General features: G+C 41.2%; 16 protein-coding genes. 1 reads left to right on the forward strand and 15 read right to left on the reverse strand.

Annotated elements, in window-relative coordinates; all coding sequences use genetic code 11:
- Nucleotides 1-11 precede the first annotated feature (11 nt).
- The 9 genes from AUF14_RS12740 to AUF14_RS12780 all read right to left on the reverse strand — a co-directional run bounded on the left by AUF14_RS12740 (nucleotide 12) and on the right by AUF14_RS12780 (nucleotide 9060).
- Nucleotides 12-989, reverse strand: a complete 978-nt coding sequence (locus AUF14_RS12740) for an alpha-ketoacid dehydrogenase subunit beta (RefSeq protein WP_016179368.1) — start codon at nucleotides 987-989, stop codon at nucleotides 12-14.
- A 126-nt stretch (nucleotides 990-1115) separates the two neighbouring features.
- Nucleotides 1116-2120, reverse strand: coding sequence for a thiamine pyrophosphate-dependent dehydrogenase E1 component subunit alpha (locus AUF14_RS12745; protein WP_016179367.1), 1005 nt, complete (start codon nucleotides 2118-2120; stop codon nucleotides 1116-1118).
- 15 nt (nucleotides 2121-2135) lie between these two features.
- On the reverse strand, nucleotides 2136-3092 hold the full coding sequence (locus AUF14_RS12750; protein ID WP_016179366.1) for a sugar-binding transcriptional regulator: 957 nt from the start codon (nucleotides 3090-3092) through the stop codon (nucleotides 2136-2138).
- A gap of 547 nt (nucleotides 3093-3639) precedes the next feature.
- Nucleotides 3640-3912, reverse strand: a complete 273-nt coding sequence (locus AUF14_RS12755; protein ID WP_016179365.1) for a PTS sugar transporter subunit IIB — start codon at nucleotides 3910-3912, stop codon at nucleotides 3640-3642.
- 9 nt (nucleotides 3913-3921) lie between these two features.
- Nucleotides 3922-4659 carry an SDR family NAD(P)-dependent oxidoreductase gene (locus AUF14_RS12760; protein ID WP_049220420.1) on the reverse strand — a complete coding sequence of 246 codons (738 nt, stop codon included), beginning with the start codon at nucleotides 4657-4659 and terminating at the stop codon, nucleotides 3922-3924.
- A 97-nt stretch (nucleotides 4660-4756) separates the two neighbouring features.
- A complete protein-coding gene (locus AUF14_RS12765) occupies nucleotides 4757-5035 on the reverse strand; it encodes a PTS sugar transporter subunit IIB (RefSeq protein ID WP_016179363.1) in 279 nt (92 codons plus the stop codon).
- The gene (locus AUF14_RS12770; RefSeq protein WP_049220422.1) at nucleotides 5028-6440 is read right to left on the reverse strand and encodes a PTS galactitol transporter subunit IIC; all 1413 of its coding nucleotides are present in this window, start codon (nucleotides 6438-6440) and stop codon (nucleotides 5028-5030) included. The genes AUF14_RS12765 and AUF14_RS12770 overlap by 8 nt, the downstream gene beginning before the upstream one ends.
- 21 nt (nucleotides 6441-6461) lie before the next feature.
- Entirely contained in the window at nucleotides 6462-6926 is a 465-nt protein-coding gene (locus AUF14_RS12775) for a PTS sugar transporter subunit IIA (RefSeq protein WP_016179361.1), read from the reverse strand.
- Nucleotides 6919-9060, reverse strand: a complete 2142-nt coding sequence (locus tag AUF14_RS12780) for a BglG family transcription antiterminator (protein ID WP_102866074.1) — start codon at nucleotides 9058-9060, stop codon at nucleotides 6919-6921. Before AUF14_RS12780 ends, AUF14_RS12775 begins: the two co-directional genes overlap by 8 nt.
- 188 nt (nucleotides 9061-9248) lie before the next feature.
- Between AUF14_RS12780 and AUF14_RS12785 the strand changes: the two genes are divergently transcribed.
- Nucleotides 9249-10280, forward strand: coding sequence for a zinc-binding dehydrogenase (locus tag AUF14_RS12785; RefSeq protein WP_049220425.1), 1032 nt, complete (start codon nucleotides 9249-9251; stop codon nucleotides 10278-10280).
- A 158-nt stretch (nucleotides 10281-10438) separates the two neighbouring features.
- Here AUF14_RS12785 and AUF14_RS12790 read toward each other — a convergent pair whose 3' ends face one another.
- The 6 genes from AUF14_RS12790 to AUF14_RS12815 are packed head-to-tail and all read right to left on the reverse strand — an operon-like array spanning nucleotide 10439 to nucleotide 15746.
- Nucleotides 10439-11086, reverse strand: coding sequence for a class II aldolase/adducin family protein (locus AUF14_RS12790; protein WP_049220427.1), 648 nt, complete (start codon nucleotides 11084-11086; stop codon nucleotides 10439-10441).
- Nucleotides 11080-11592 (reverse strand): hypothetical protein, encoded by a 513-nt coding sequence (locus AUF14_RS12795; RefSeq protein WP_016179357.1) that lies wholly within the window; start codon nucleotides 11590-11592, stop codon nucleotides 11080-11082. The genes AUF14_RS12790 and AUF14_RS12795 overlap by 7 nt, the downstream gene beginning before the upstream one ends.
- Before the next feature lie 29 nt (nucleotides 11593-11621).
- Entirely contained in the window at nucleotides 11622-12992 is a 1371-nt protein-coding gene (locus tag AUF14_RS12800; RefSeq protein ID WP_016179356.1) for a PTS galactitol transporter subunit IIC, read from the reverse strand.
- Between the two features lie 38 nt (nucleotides 12993-13030).
- Nucleotides 13031-13315 carry a PTS sugar transporter subunit IIB gene (locus tag AUF14_RS12805; RefSeq protein WP_016179355.1) on the reverse strand — a complete coding sequence of 95 codons (285 nt, stop codon included), beginning with the start codon at nucleotides 13313-13315 and terminating at the stop codon, nucleotides 13031-13033.
- A 13-nt stretch (nucleotides 13316-13328) separates the two neighbouring features.
- A complete protein-coding gene (locus tag AUF14_RS12810; RefSeq protein WP_016179354.1) occupies nucleotides 13329-13802 on the reverse strand; it encodes a PTS sugar transporter subunit IIA in 474 nt (157 codons plus the stop codon).
- A complete protein-coding gene (locus AUF14_RS12815) occupies nucleotides 13803-15746 on the reverse strand; it encodes a BglG family transcription antiterminator (RefSeq protein ID WP_049219009.1) in 1944 nt (647 codons plus the stop codon). It lies immediately after the preceding gene.
- Nucleotides 15747-15903 lie beyond the last annotated feature (157 nt).

Here is a 15903-nt window from a genome sequence, read left to right on the forward strand (position 1 = left end):
TTTTATCCCCCCTATGCCATCAATCCGCGACAAGCTTCAACAATGTCTTCTACTTGCGGTACAGCTTTTTTCTCAAGCTCTGGATGATACGGCATTGGAATTTCTTTTCCGGCTAAACGAATGATGGGCGCGTCTAAGAAATCAAAGCACTCTTCTTCAGCGATCACACTGGCTAATTCCGCACTAAACCCGCTGCGCTTCACGGCTTCCGTCACAACGACCGCTTTCCCGGTTTTAACCACTGAGTCAATAATCGTTTGCTTATCTAACGGCACCAAGGTCCGTGGATCAACGACTTCAATTTGAATCCCTTCCTCTGCTAAAATATCTGCAGCTTCCAACGCTTTATGCACCATGATTCCAGTTGCTACAACGGAAATATCAGAACCTTCGCGTTTGATATCCGCTACACCGATAGGAATCGTGTATTTGCCTTCCGGTACATCAGAACTCGTTCGGTAGCAAAGCTTATGTTCATAAAACATCACAGGATTATTGTCTTCAATCGCCGCATGTAGGAGACCTTTCGCGTCATATGCAGTCGCTGGCTGAATGACTTTTAGCCCAGGAACATGAGCTGTCCAGTTTTCCAAACTTTGCGAGTGCTGCGCCGCTGCTCCTGTTCCTGAACCGCCAGGCGTCCGCATTACCAATGGAATCTTCGCTTTCCCACCGTACATATAACGAATTTTTGCCGCCTGATTGACAATCTGATCCAAGGCAATCGTAATAAAATCTGAAAATTGTATCTCAAAAATCGGACGCATTCCAGTCATAGCCGAACCAACTGCTGCTCCAGCGATCACTGACTCAGAGATCGGAGTTGAGCGTACTCGTTCTTCACCAAATTCTTCCACCATTCCGCGGCTCACACCGAAAGCGCCACCATAAACGCCTATGTCTTCGCCTAACATGAAAATATCTTGATCTTCCCGCATCGCCTCAGACATTGCTTCTCTGACAGCCTCCGCGTAAGTGATTTCTCTCATCTTCTGCTCCTCCTATTTCGTATTAACGTATTTATTTTTCTAAAAGAAAAATAAGTTTGATTCTCACCACGCATACCATTTTACTAACTTGCTAAAGCAATAAGTAAAACTGGCATCCTATTTCCTCTAGTCTGAATAAACGTCTTCGTACATGCTTTCGATCGCCGGCATTGGGCTTTCTTCTGCAAAAGTCACTGCATCTTCAATCGCTTGCTTTGCAGCTAGACGAATTTCTTCCGCTTCTTCTTCAGTAAAGATTCCCGCCGCTACAAATTTTTCACGAGCCAGTTTAATTGGATCGCGATTTTTGCGCCAATCCTCTTCCTCTTCCTTCGTACGGTATTTCTTCGCGTCAGATTTCGAATGGCCCTTCCAGCGATAGGTCATGGCCTCTATCAAGGTCGGTCCCTCTCCGCGACGGGCTTTTTCAACCGCGTCATAGGTAGTATTGATGACTTCAATGACATCATTTCCTTCTATCGTAATGCCCTCAATGCCATAGGCTTTCGCCCGTTCTGACAAACGATCAACATTCATCATAGTTTTAAATGGTCCGCTCATTCCGTATTGATTATTCTCAATGAAGAAGACTACTGGTAATGACCAAATCGAAGCTAAGTTCAATGATTCATGGAAGCTTCCTTCATTGGTTGAACCGTCGCCAGCATACGCCAAAGCAACCGTGTCATTCTTTTTCAGTTTTGACGTTAATGCGGCACCGGTCGCGATTGGAAAGCCGCCGCCAACGATTCCGTTTGCGCCTAGATTTCCAGTATCCAAATCAGCGATGTGCATCGAACCGCCTTTCCCATTGTTGGTTCCAGTGGTACGGCCGAATAGTTCTGCCATCATTTCATTGATATTCGTTCCTTTTGCGATCGTTTGACCATGTCCGCGGTGAGTGGCGGTGATCCAGTCCGTTTTTCTCAAAACCGCTCCGCTACCTGCTGCTGTTGCTTCTTGACCCACCGCTAAGTGAGTCGTCCCATGGATCAAGCCTTTTGCAAAGAGCTGATCGACTTTCTCATCAAAGAAACGGATTTCCCACATTGTGCGATAAAGCTCTACTAAGTTTTCATCCGTCAAACCTGCTCGATTTGGAATCGAGATGTTTTTCGTTGCTGTCATCATTTATGCGCCTCCATTTTATTTATCTTCGTCTAGTAACGTTTTCGCTGTCTCTTCATCGGTGATCAACACATTGACTAAATTGCCTTTTAACGCTGCACGAATTCCGCTAACCTTTTCTTTGCCGCCAGACACACCGATACGTTTTGGAATCTTCTTCAATTCCGCCAAACTGATCGCTAACACTCGATCATTCCACGTACAATCCGCAAGTTTTCCCTCCTCATCAATAAAGTTGTAGCAAATATCTCCCGAGACATTCCCAGCAGATAATTCCTTTCTTAATGGCACCTCTTCATTCGGCAAATATGCTTTGGTCATAGTGGAATAGGCTGGTAACCCGCCGATTCCGACTAATGCGATATCTGCTTTTTTGCCTTTATCAAACACGTTTTTGATAAAGGATTGTGCCATGAATACCTTTTTCGCTTCAGCTGAATCTACCGTAATTGGTGCATGGAGCTCTAGCACCGCTCCGCCACTTTTGCGGGCAAATATCTCACAAACCACATTGGCCTGTAACGCTGTATGCTCCTGACCTAACCCGCCAACCAATGGAATAAAACGAATGTTTTCCATTTGATTTTTCGGCAGGAAATTTTGAGCCGCCTCATGAACGACCATCCCGGCAGAAACGCCGATAGTTTCATCACCTTTTAAGATTCGCGACAAGTATTTTCCAGCCGCGATGCCGATCCGTTTATTCAGCATTTCAGCCGCTGCCGGCGCAATACAAATCACCTCAGTCAAACCAAATTTTTCTACCAGCTTCTCCTCTAGCAAGCGATAGGGGTGGACCAGATCATCATGAATAATTATTTCTACCAATCCTAGGGAACGCGCCTTTGCTAAATACTTAGAGACCAGCGACCGGCTAATATTGAACTTTTTTGCAACCTCCGATTGTTTGGCTCCTTCTTCGTAATACATTGAAGCAATCTCCGTCAGTAATCGTGCGTCGTCGGAATAACTCATCTTTTATTCCCTCCTAAGGCGAATCTTTCTTAATTACGTCCAACTATTACCATATGTTCCTATATCTAACATATGTTACAATGCCATCATAAGAGGCTTTACTCCGAGAGTCAACGCTTTCAACAAATGTTTTTATTCACAAGCTCATCTTTACAAAATGTTCCAACGACGCGATTTCCGTAACAAATGTCACGTACCTTCACAAACTTCTTTATTTCGGCATTTATCTAAGAGCAGATAAAAAAATTCATAGTGAAAACCATAAATTATTGGATGAAACCAGACCAATAAGGAGGATTTTCACTATGACTTATTTCTAATACACGATAAGAACCTAATGACATCTAGGTATTAGCATTTAAACTTTAGGCAGTTAATCCCACCAAGCATAACGCCCTTACTTCTTCAGTAAGTCCTAGTTCTCCTTCTCATCCTTATCATAATGGATGCCTGTTCCTGATTAAAGACAACCTTTTTTCATCATTAATCATGAAAGGATGAAAGAATCATAGCTGCTTTTTTGTTGTGAAATCAAAAATTGCACCGCTTAAATTTTCTCCAGCAGTTGCTGACAACAGGTATCCATATTAAATTTTGTGATAAAGGCTGTGCCATCGATAATTGGAACATCCGTCGTAAATTGCGGCTGACCGATTGCTACGATCGCTGAGATTCCGTCTGCTACTTCCGTTACATCGTAAATACTTTTTCCTTCCACGCTAACAGTCAGCCCTTTGTCTTTCATAAAAGACTCAATGTAATTGACTGCAAAATTGCGTTTATTCTCTGAGGTACCTGTAACAACTAAAATATTTTTCATATGTTCTCCTTAATAGGTTCGTCCACCGTCTGCTAAAATAATCTGTCCATGAATATAGGAACTTTCCGGGCTTGCCAAAAACAATGCCAGATTGGCAATATCTTCTGGTTGTCCGATACGTTGAATCGGAATCTTTTTCAACAACTCTTGTCGGCTTGTCTCATCAGGATAAAGTGTATCTAAAATATCCGTCTGAATCACTCGTGGAGCAATGGCATTGACATTAATTCCTCTCGGTCCAAACTCTTTCGAAGCTGCTCGCATTAATCCATGCTGTCCGGCTTTTGAGGAGGCATAATGCATCCCACCGCCAGTTCCTGTGATGGCTGAACCGGAGGTAATGAAGATGATCTTCCCTTCATTGTCGGAAAAATGCTCATAGAATGCCTTCAGTGTATAGAAGGAGCCATCCAAATTAATTCGTAGTACACGCTGCCACTCCGCGATCGTAATTTCTTTTATCGAATGCAGATAACTGATCCCAGCGTTAATCACTAAAATATCAAGACGGTGAAAATACGCCACCACCTGCTCACTGGCAGCCTTCAATGAATCGGGATCTGAGACATCTGTCTTAATGAAGAGCGATTCAGCGAAGGCTTGCGAGAATTCCGCCGCGGTTTGTTCCCCGCTCGTTTGGTCGAAGTCCAAAATCACTGTAAATGCTCCAGCCTCTGCAAATTTTTTTGCAATGGCTTTTCCGATTCCTTTCGCAGCCCCCGTGACTACCGCAACTTTCCCTTTCATAGGTCTGCTCCTTTTTCGTTTTTAAAATTTTTTCCGTACAAAACTATCCAGCTGATCGTTAAGCTAGACACGCTTCTGTACAAAAATCATTGACTTCCTAGCTTAAAATATCCACGATTTTTTGCACATCTGCTTCGATTCCTACACCTGTTAAAAAGGATAATGCGCGAATCACAGGAATATCATCACTTTCATAAGCTGTAGTAGTAACAACTAAGTCAGCCCCATGAATTTTTGACGGCAATTCAGCTACTTTGCATTGTTCAACAGTTGCGGGTATATTATTTTTTTCCAATTCCTCTTTTACTCGCATACATACGACCGTTGATGTGGCAACACCCGTTCCACAAGCGATTAGGATATGTTTTTTATTCATTCATCTCGGCTCCTTTAACTGTATTTTCAGGATCATCTTTTCCTGTTGGGATTCCATATTGCTTTTTGATATCATTGCGGGTCCAGAACCATAATGCGCCATACATTACTAAGGCGATAGCTCCTGCCATAAAGGCCGGCAGATTCGATGGATCGATCAATTTCAGCATGATCCATAAAGTAATGTGGGAGCTCATATCGATCCCTGAGATCATCGTTGCACCTTCAGGAAAGGCAAAGCCTACCGCATGGGCCATTGTTGTAGTCAATGCACCTAAATTCGTCGCGATGAATAAAACGATACAAATCGAAGCGATCGAATTCAGCAATCCTCTGAAAATATTTCCCTTTGAAGCCGCCACAGACCAAATCACAGTAAACGGCAACACCGCCAAATCAGCAAATGGCAACAGTCGGTTAAATGGCAATACCGCCGCCAATAAAATCGTGATCGGTACCATTAACAGTGCTACGGTAATAATCGCTGGATGCGCTGTTACAACCGCCGCATCTAACCCGATATAAACCTCTTTTCCTGGGAAACGCTTTTGAATAAAGGTTTTCGCACCTTCAGCAATCGGTGCTAGACCCTCCATTAATAGAGCAACCATTCTCGGCATCAAGATCATTACCGCAGATGTTTGCACGCCTAACTGGATAATCGCCTGTGAATCATATCCTGCCAGTAAACCCATACCAACACCTAGGACCAACCCGATCATCATCGGTTCGCCAAAAATACCCAAACGTTCTTTTAGATTTTTTGCATTGATATCGATTTTGTTGATGCCTGGAATTTTATCCCATAGTCGGTTCAACGCATAAGTCAGCGGCGCAAAGTTGACCGTCTCTCCATGGGGTAGCGAAATTCCCGGTAATCCAAAGAAATGTTCTACCGCTGGTGCTGTCCAATCGGCTAGTTTGAAAATAATGAAGGTATTTACTAAAGAACAAACAATGGCAATCCAAATCGAATCTGTCGCGTAATAAATCATCGCCCCTGGAAAAATCAAATGCCAATAATTCCATAAATCCACATCCATTGTTTTAGTCTGGTTAAAACGCAGCAATATAATATTAAAAATAAAGATAACAGGAATTAAAATGACTGCAATCGGTGTCGCGAAGGTGATTGCCGCACCGATCGGCCAGCCAACATCTAAAATATCTAATTGCAATCCTAAACGTTCAATCATCGCCTGAGAGGATTTTCCGATGGAATCTGATAGTAAGCCAATCACTAGATTTAATCCGGTAAAACCAATCCCAACCGTTAAACCTGCTCGAAACGACTTGCTTAGCTTTTGCCCTAAGATCACACCAAAAATAGTCAGGATGATCGGCAACATCGCTGCCGCCCCAAGGTCTAAGATATAATTCACTCCTGCTTTAAGCATATCTAACATTTTTTCTCCTCCTTGTACTTATCACTGAATGGTCTTCAATAATTGCTCCACCTCAACAACCTTCTCTTTTGCCTTAAGTAACTGTAGATTTTGCTCGTCCTGACATAACAGCATCAACTTTTGCAGCATGACTAATTGGTCTTCCGGCTGTTTAATTGCCAGCATAAAAATAAGCTCCACCTCTAAAAAAACATCCTTACTGGCCATCATTTCAAAGGTCACCGGCTTTTCTAATACTCCCACTAAAAAGCCCTCTTTTTTAACATGAATCGAATCTGTATGAGGGATTGCGACATTGATTCCCTTTGTCGGTAGACCGGTGGGAAAGATACGTTCCCGTTCAATAACGGCTTGTTGATAGCTTGGATGAACGAACTCCGCATCAATCAACACCTCACTCATTTTAGCGAGCAGCGTCTCTTTATCATCCTCATCGAATGAATAATATAAAAACTTTTGGTTTTCTTTTCTCAGTAGTTTATTCATAAGGAAATCCCATCACTTTATCTTCTAATTTTCTTAACTGGTTCATGATCGCTTCTTCCGATTGACACTGATCCATCACGGATATGAAATCTTCCGTTGCTAATATTTCCGTAAAATAATACAAACACGTTCCGATTGAGACACCCTCCGGTAAAGAAAAAGCAATCACATATTTTACCGGATCATTTTTCTGATGATTGAAGGAAACAGGTTCTGCTAACCGAATAAAACTAGCGCCGATTTTTTTGGCCCCATGGGAAAATTCGGCATGAGGAATCGCCACTCCCGGTGAAATGACAATATAAGAATCGAACTCTACGACCATTTGGATCATCGCATCAATGTATTCTTGGGTGATCAGCTTATCCTGCAGGAGCAGATTGCCTGCCTTTTCTACTGCTGCCTGCCAGGAGTCGCACTGCTGATCCAGTGCGATCCGATCAATTGTTAAAATCGCGGTTAATCGATTGATTTCTTGCGTTTCCGTTGACAGGCGTTCATTTAGTTGATTAAAGGACTCAAGATCACCTAGAAAACTTTGATATTCTCCGGCATCAAGATATTTCTGAATGATCGGCAAGAAGTCTTCGATCATTGCTTCTTCCTTGGTAAGTAAATATTCTTGATCAATAAAATGACGCGGTTTGATTTTGTATAAAACTTTTTGAATGCGAATGATATCCTGCTCTGTCAGAATTGGATTTACGAGGACAACCGGTGATTGATCAAATTGCAGCGGAACAGTAGTTACGATCAAATCCTGATCTTCAGGTTGAATCTTTTGCAGTACATGAGACGAATCGACTGAAATAACGTCAATCTGGGGAAACGCTGATAATAATTTCACTTTGATCAATTGAGCGGTGCCGCTGCCAGAGTTGCATACAATGCGTAGCCGAATCTGTCCTTTTGATTGCGTATGGTTGCTGTTTTCTACAATTGCCATCACATACATAACGATAAAAGAGAGTTCATTTTGCTGAATCTCAACCTCTAAATACTCCTCGATCTTATGCAAATTACGTTTAACGATTTCAAACATCTCGGGATATGATTGATAGATTTCATCAAACAAAACATTGGTAACGCTATCATTTAATGAAAGACGGTTGATCAGAAGCTTCAAATGATTTTCCAATAGATCAAATAGATCACTATTCAAGTAATATTTGATATCCATTTCTCTGGCCAAGTTGAAAATAAACTCATTGATCAAAATTTGAATCTCAATCGAATCAATCTTACGTCCATTGTTTTTAATGTAGCTTTTTCTGCGCAGCACCGAAATCAAGTAATCCAGTTCTCCAGTCGTTGTTGTGATAGCAAAGCGTTCTTCAATTTTTTTCAGAATCGTTTGAGCAAAACTGGATTTTGAGCTCTCCCGAATTTCCTCCAGCATGTCAGATGCCTCAATAAATCGCTCAAATTTAATGCGCTCGATCATGATAATTAAATAGCAAATCACTTCTTGATAAGAAAAATCAGATAATTGGAGCTGCTCTTCTTTTTCTGCTTCCATTAACAGTTGACTGACGTCCTGATAACGCGTATCAGGATCAATGATTTCTAACAGAAGGTTTTGGAAAATATTATTTTCCCATCCCATAGCGTAATCATAGCCATAATCGAATAGTCCATTAAAAATCACTAGCTTGGTCATTGCCGAGCGAATATCAAGCTCATCACCCACCACTTTATAGCCCTTTCCGATATGGGAAAGCAAAACCAAATTATTCTTAACAAACCATTTTTTCAATGCTTCTATATCACTAACAAGTGTATTACGACTAACTAAGAGGTATTCAGAAAGATAGTAAGTTGTCACATAATCATGACTTGTGACCAGAAGCAACGCGAGAATCGTTCGTCTTTCATCGAGGGTTAAATGATAGTGTTGGAAAGACGCGTAGGTTTTGAATAATTCCTTTAGATTAACCTCCTTCGGTATTTGTAAAAAACCATCCTCCAAATAGATTGCTTTGTTTCCATTATTACTTTCCAGTTGAAAGTTGATCTCTTTAATATCGTTGCGAATCGTCTGCTCAGAGACATCAAACAATTTGGCATAGTTCACCAATGAATCTTCCTTTTCGTGCAAAATATCCAATAAAATTTTATTGATCCTTCTGTTCATTACTATCACCTCTACACTTTTAATTGTATCTGCCTCCTATTATTTCACAAGACCAATCCTTTTTGTTCGTTTCTCAAAAGAATTGTGATAGATGGCTACTAAACATCTATGATAGGCTTGGCATACAGAGAACAAAAACTTTTTTAATAACAACTTCTAACTAATAAACAATCAAGGAGGATATTAAATTGAAGGCATTGAGGAAATTATCAGCTGGCTTTGGGAATGTAGAATTATGCGATGTAGAAGCACCCTCAATTAAAGATGATGAAATTATAATCAAAGTAATTTATAGTGGTATCTGCGGCTCAGACATCCATGCATTAAAGGGAGAATATAACAAAAAAATACCATTAACTCTCGGACATGAGTTTAGTGGTATAGTCTATAAAAAAGGAGATAAAGTAACAAATTTTTCTATTGGTGATCGGATAGTTAGTGAGACAACCTATGAAGTTTGTGAAATTTGCCCCTACTGTTTGAAGAAAGAATTCAATCTCTGCAGTCACCGAAAAGGGCTGGGGACACAAGTCGATGGAAGCTTCGCAACGTTTGTTTCAGCAAAAGCCAACCGCTGTCATCACCTGCCGGACTCACTGCCGAATGAAGTCACTGCACTATTGGAGCCACTAGCTTGCTGCATCCATGCCGCAATGGAAAAAACCACCATTAAAGCAGGTGAAAAGATCGCGGTCTTTGGCCCTGGTCCCATCGGAGTTTTACTCGCCTTAGTCGTAAAATCTTTAGGTTCGGAAGTCACTTTGATCGGAATTACGAAAGATGTCAGTCGTTTGGCAAAAGCTCAAGAACTCGGTATTGAGCACGTTATTGATAGTCAAACAACAGAACTAAAAACGCTCATTAAAGAAGCGACTAACGATTTAGGCTTTGATCAAGTGTTTGAATGCTCTGGCAGTCCGCAAGCACTTCAACAGGCATTGGAGCTTGTTAAGAAAAAGGGAACAGTTATCCAAGAAGGGCTCTTCGCAAAAAATCCTGTTCCCATCGATATGGGTTTACTATTGAACAAAGAGATTCAATTAATCGGATCACGAACTCAAAAACCAAGCTCTTGGTACAAGTCGCTTGAATGGCTAGAGACCTCAAATGTCGATCTCACGCCAATGATCACCAAAATTCTGCCATTGAGTCAGTGGGAGAGAGCCTTTGAGTTGGCGATGAACGGAGAAGAACTAAAGGTTCTGCTGAAACCTGAGTGAGCCCAATAAGTTTTTCCTGATTAATCGACAAGTTGGTTAAATGAAAAGAAGAAGACACAAAAACTGCCTGCCGAGTTTCGGCAGACAGTTCACAATAAAATGTCTTCCAATCGTCCCTTCAACATAAAATCCAAATTCTCATGATAACAGCTGATTCTTTAGCCCTTCACCTGTCCATAATCTTTAAAGACTTCAACTGCCGTTTGGATCTGTTCCTCATTCAGTTTGGCGACTTTCCCGCCATAGGAATGAGCGACATACAATGTTTTCGCGGCTTCTTCTAAGTAGACGGCCGCATACAACGCCTCTTTTAAGCTCTGGCCGATGGTTACCACACCATGATTTTTCAACACGACAGCTAATTGATCACCAATATGATCCACTACCGCATAACCCATATCAATACTGGCAGCTGAGCTATATGGTGCCACATTGACATGCCCCTTTGCTGTATTGGCAAGTGTTGTAACATCGCAATCGATGCGATCCACTACTAAACCGATCCCAGTCGCATAGGGCTGATGCGTATGGATCACCGCATTAACCGCAGGCATCTTTTGGAAAATGTAGCGGATCGCGATTGTATCAACACTTGGACGACGTGTACCTTCGATGATCGTTCCATCAAGTGCCATCACCAAGACATCTTCTGGGACCATCTCTTCATACATCATCCCGCTAGGAGTCACCAGTAGCGTTTCTTCATCGATTCGCATACTGACATTTCCGCCGGATAAAGAGATCAGACCATAGCGATCCAATTTTACGCCTGCAGCAATAATTTCTGCTTTTTCTTTTTCTAACATCCGCTTGCCTCTTTTTTCTTTTTGACTTTAGTATTGTATTCAGTATTGACCCTTCTAGCACGCGCCTTCAACGATTCAGGATGTTTTTCATACTCCATATCTAGCAGTAATCGAAATAGCTCCTGTCCGTCGTTATAATTTTTCGTATTCAACCAATAGCGACCCTTCAGCAGCCCGCCTCCATCCATTCGCAAGTACATTTTTCCTGCAGTTGGAAATTCGCGGATTTTAAAGCTTTTAAGCTGCGACAAATGATAGTCATCCGTCCGATTGAAAGAACGAAGCATTAGCGTATCGCCAGTTACATCCACTTCTTTTGGCGTTACTCTGGCCACCAGCGCATTCCAAAAGCTATAAAAAGCGACAATCCCTACTAAAAACATCAAGGCAGGCATTCGATTCGTGACAATTAAGGCGATCGCAATAAGGAAAACGATCAATGAGACTACTCCTGTAAGAAGAACATCTATAAAATACAATGTTTTATCGTATTCAAATCGCTTCATTCGTTCCTCCTCCTTTTCATAGGAAATACTTAGGCAGCTCCTCCGTCATGTAATTGTGCAGCTTCTTTTTTGATCCGGTTACGATTCCAGACAGCCATCGCTAATGCTACGACAGCGCCAATTCCAGTCCCGATATAGCCCAGACCGTTCAATCGAACCAGCACCCAAGTCAATGGGTTAGCCCCATCACAGATAGAAGAAATTTGTGATGCCCCTTCTGGCATTTCGAAATTCACATTTTTAGCTGCCGTCGTAATCATCGGTGCCAAATCAGTTGCGATCCATAGCCCGAATACTAATACGACCAGCCCGACAATCAAACCTCTAAATCCATTTTCTTTTACAATTGGTGTAATCAAAACGAACATCCATGGGATAACAGCCAAATCGGCAAATGGCAATACTGTGTTCCCAGGTAAAACAACGGCCAAGAAAATCAATAACGGTACTAAGATAAAGGAAATCGCCAATGTCACTGGGTGTCCGACACCAATTGCTGAATCCAATCCGATATAAATTTTCCCGCGATTTTGGAATCTTTCTTGAATAAAATCACTGGCAGCATCACTAATCGGAATCAAACCTTCCATCAATAAAGCGGCCATTTTCGGAATCAAGACTAATACGGCACCTAGTGAAACCCCTAAGGTTAAAACATTTGTTATGTCGTAACCGGCGATGGCCCCGATAACGATCCCCATCACTGTTCCAACTAAGATAGGTTCCCCAAAAACACCAAAGCGACGTTGGACAGTGTCCATATTAATATTGATATCGCGTACACCGGGAATCATATCAATGATTTTGTTGATAACCATTGCGATTGGCGCATAGGCTGTCGTGAATCCATGAGGTAGTGAAACCCCTGGCAGATCCAATGATTTTTCTACCTCTGGAGCAGTAACATCGCCTAGAACCATAATGATCACCATGTTTACAACAGCCGCCAGAATCCCTAACCACAACGTATCTGTAATAATCGCAACTAAAGCACCAGTAAAGGCAAAATGCCAGTAATCCCAAATATCCACGTCAACTGTCTGAGTCGTATTTGTAAAGAGCATTACAATATTCACAACTAACCCTAGTGGGATAATAATCAGCCCTACTGTTGACCCCATGGCAATCGCCGCCGCTGCTGGCCACCCAACATCAATCGTTGAAAGGCTGAGTCCAAAACGGTCAACCATCGCTTGAACAGCTGGCGACAGACTTGTTCCTAACAACGAATTGATGACTAAATTCAATCCAATAAAACCAACACCTACCGTCAAACCTGCTCGAAGACTTTTCCCAACACCTGTTCTGAATGCACAGCCAATAATAAAGATCACAATTGGCATTACAACGGATACTCCTAAGCCCTGAATAAATTGAAACACATTAATAATAGCATCCATGATTCTTCCCCCTTATTACTCCTAATAGTTACTGCCGCTTACTTTTCCATCAACGCTAAAATTCGATCAATCGTCGGTTTCGTATTCACACCTGTCAAAAAGCACACACCTGAAACAGATTCACAGTCCAAATCCTTTGGTATCACCGTTGTGGAGATCAAAAAATCATAGTTGGAAGCTTTGTTTGGTGCTTCCGAAATCTTACATTGGGTAATTTTGTATTGCCCTTTATAACCATTTTCATCCAAAATTTTTGAGATTTTTCCGTTCACCGCTGTTGATGTCGCGATTCCTGAACCACATGCCAATAAGATATTTTTCATTTTTCCCACGTCCTTAATTTAGATTCTGTTTCATTCTTTTTACGGCTTCCGCTGCCGTTTTTGCTTGAACAATTGCTAAGACTTGTTCGTCTTTTTGGAACATATCGATCAATGCTTGGAGAAATTCCAACTGTTTCTTCGGCTCCTTAATCGCCAGCATGAACATGATCTTGACTGGTACCAAGACTTCAGGCGACCCCATCATTTCAAACATTACGGGTTCCTTTAAAATACCGATTGCCATCGATTGCTTATAGACATATTCAGAATCCGTATGAGGAATCGCAACCCCCACATGTTCAAGCGGCAGGCCAGTTGAAAATTCTTTTTCCCTTTCTTGAATCGCTCGACTAAATTCGCCATTCACACATTGATTTTTTTCAAGACAGCCTGCTAATGCTGCCAACGCTGAAAAATTATCTGATGCCTCTATTTCTAAATCTACCAAATGTTCGTCTAAGTACATTTCATCCCAAAAGTCAGCCACTTAGATTGCACTCCCTTCCCCCATCACTAATTCCAATAATGTCTCTTTATCCGTTACTTGAATTAACTGCTCCACGTTCTCCTCCTTTTCGATGAATTCAAGCAAACCTGTGATTTTACTCTTTGCCACGTCGATATCTGTATCTGAAATTGCAAAAAACAGAATGACATTTACATTGTTGATGCCCCAATTGATTTTTTTATCCAAGGTCATAATTCCAATGGATGTTTGATTGACCTCACTAGGGTCGGCGTGGGGAATTGCCACACTGACTGAAAAACTGGTATCGCCTAATTTTTCTCTGACCCAAACTGATTCACCAAATTTTTCCTTCGCGATTCCCAATGCCTGATATTTTTCGATCATGAAGTTCAAACATTCCTCTTTGTTCTCTACCTGTTCTCGGAGAAAAACAAGTTCAGGATTGATCCACTGGTGTCGGACCTGTGATTTCTCCTTTGTGGTTGCATGGTAGCGTTTATAATAGGTATGAACGATTCGACTAATTTCCTCATCTTTAATCATTGGGGAAATGTACACGACATTTCTCGCCTTTACAGTGGCATCCGTAGTCACAACAACGTCATTTGAATTCAACGTCACCTGCTCAAATTCCTTCGTAGTTAATTGAATTACTTTATCTGTGTGGGGAATGATTCGCCGAATTTTTGTATAAATCAAATCACTGGTAATCAATCCACGAGACAAAACAACATAAATATTTCGAAAACTAACGCCATACTTACGTTCTAATGACACTTGGAAATAAATGACCAAAAAAGAAATTTCATCACCAGTAATCTCAATCGAAAAGCGCTGAGCTAAGCTGCTGGTGGCATAACACATCATGGAATACAATAGTAGATAGCGGTTTTTGATTTCCTCCATAAAAGGATTTTTGATCAAAATGTTGCGTCGCAAACGATAAATCATTGGGATAATGTGACTCATTAAGGATTCGTGCAGCTCTTGATCACCAGAAAAATCAATATTTAATAAATTCCCTAAATCTGCTATGAGTTCTTCAACTGCTTCTTGATAACAGTCGCTGTAACGTTTAGTCGATTTATAATATGGCTTCAAGTTCATGGCATACAACGTTTCGGATAAATGATAAATGTCTGGGTACCATAATTCGATCGCACTATTGGCGGAAATAAAGGCACAAATTTCATAAGTTTGCGTATAAAGTGCCAAATCTTCCAACTCGCTCTTTTGCTTTTCTTCGATAGTCATATGACAGCCTTGTTCTGCTCGTGTCAGTAAACATAAAAATGTAAGAAAAATTGCTGGAAAATATTTATTTGAAATATCGCTGGAAAACATGTCTGAAAACTTCTCTAAAGTTTCTTTGACTAACTGAATCTTTGTCTGAGAAAAATAATTCTCTAATTGAAGCAGCAGCTCTTCATTATTTACAAGTAGCGCATCAGGAAACTTAGTCATCAAAAAATTCTGATAGGCTTGTTGGATGTCGGCCTCTGCACCAGCAAGCGCTACTTTTCGTCGGTTCTGAGAAATCTTCACCTCAAAGTGGCGGAGATATCGCTGGAGATAGTCTAGGTCTTTTTTTAGCGTAGAATCCGAAATAAAAAACGTGCTCTCTAGATCTTCTAACAACTGTCCTTTTGAATGCATAAATAACTTTCGAAAAATGGCTTCTCTTCTTCCCAATACATCATAAACATCCCCGTCATTTTCAATTGCCAGCTCTCCAATTTGATTGACAGTTCCCTTGGTACCCACTAGCTTGATGCCATGCCGTGGCACTTTAACGATCTCAATCTCTTTTTTGACTAACTCCTGATTTAAAAAATTTACGTCATTCAAAATTGTCCGAGTTGAGACTTCCAATTTCTCACTAAAATAATCCGTCGTTTTGTAATCGCTTTCAGAAAGCAGTAAAGATAGTAATTGATTTCGGCGCCGCATACTCTTATCCATTTTCTCACCTCCTTGTCTGTTTGGTGACAGCTTATTTTTCTCAGCTTTTTTGAGAAGTCCTATCCTTCTACTAAACTGCTTGTTCAATACAAAGAATAACTTCAAGAATAGCTAAACCTGTCGAAATCACTGAGAAAAGCATCACTAGCAACCTTGA

The organism is Enterococcus avium, from assembly GCF_002891025.1.
In the GTDB taxonomy this organism is placed as follows: Bacteria; Bacillota; Bacilli; order Lactobacillales; family Enterococcaceae; genus Enterococcus_A; species Enterococcus_A avium.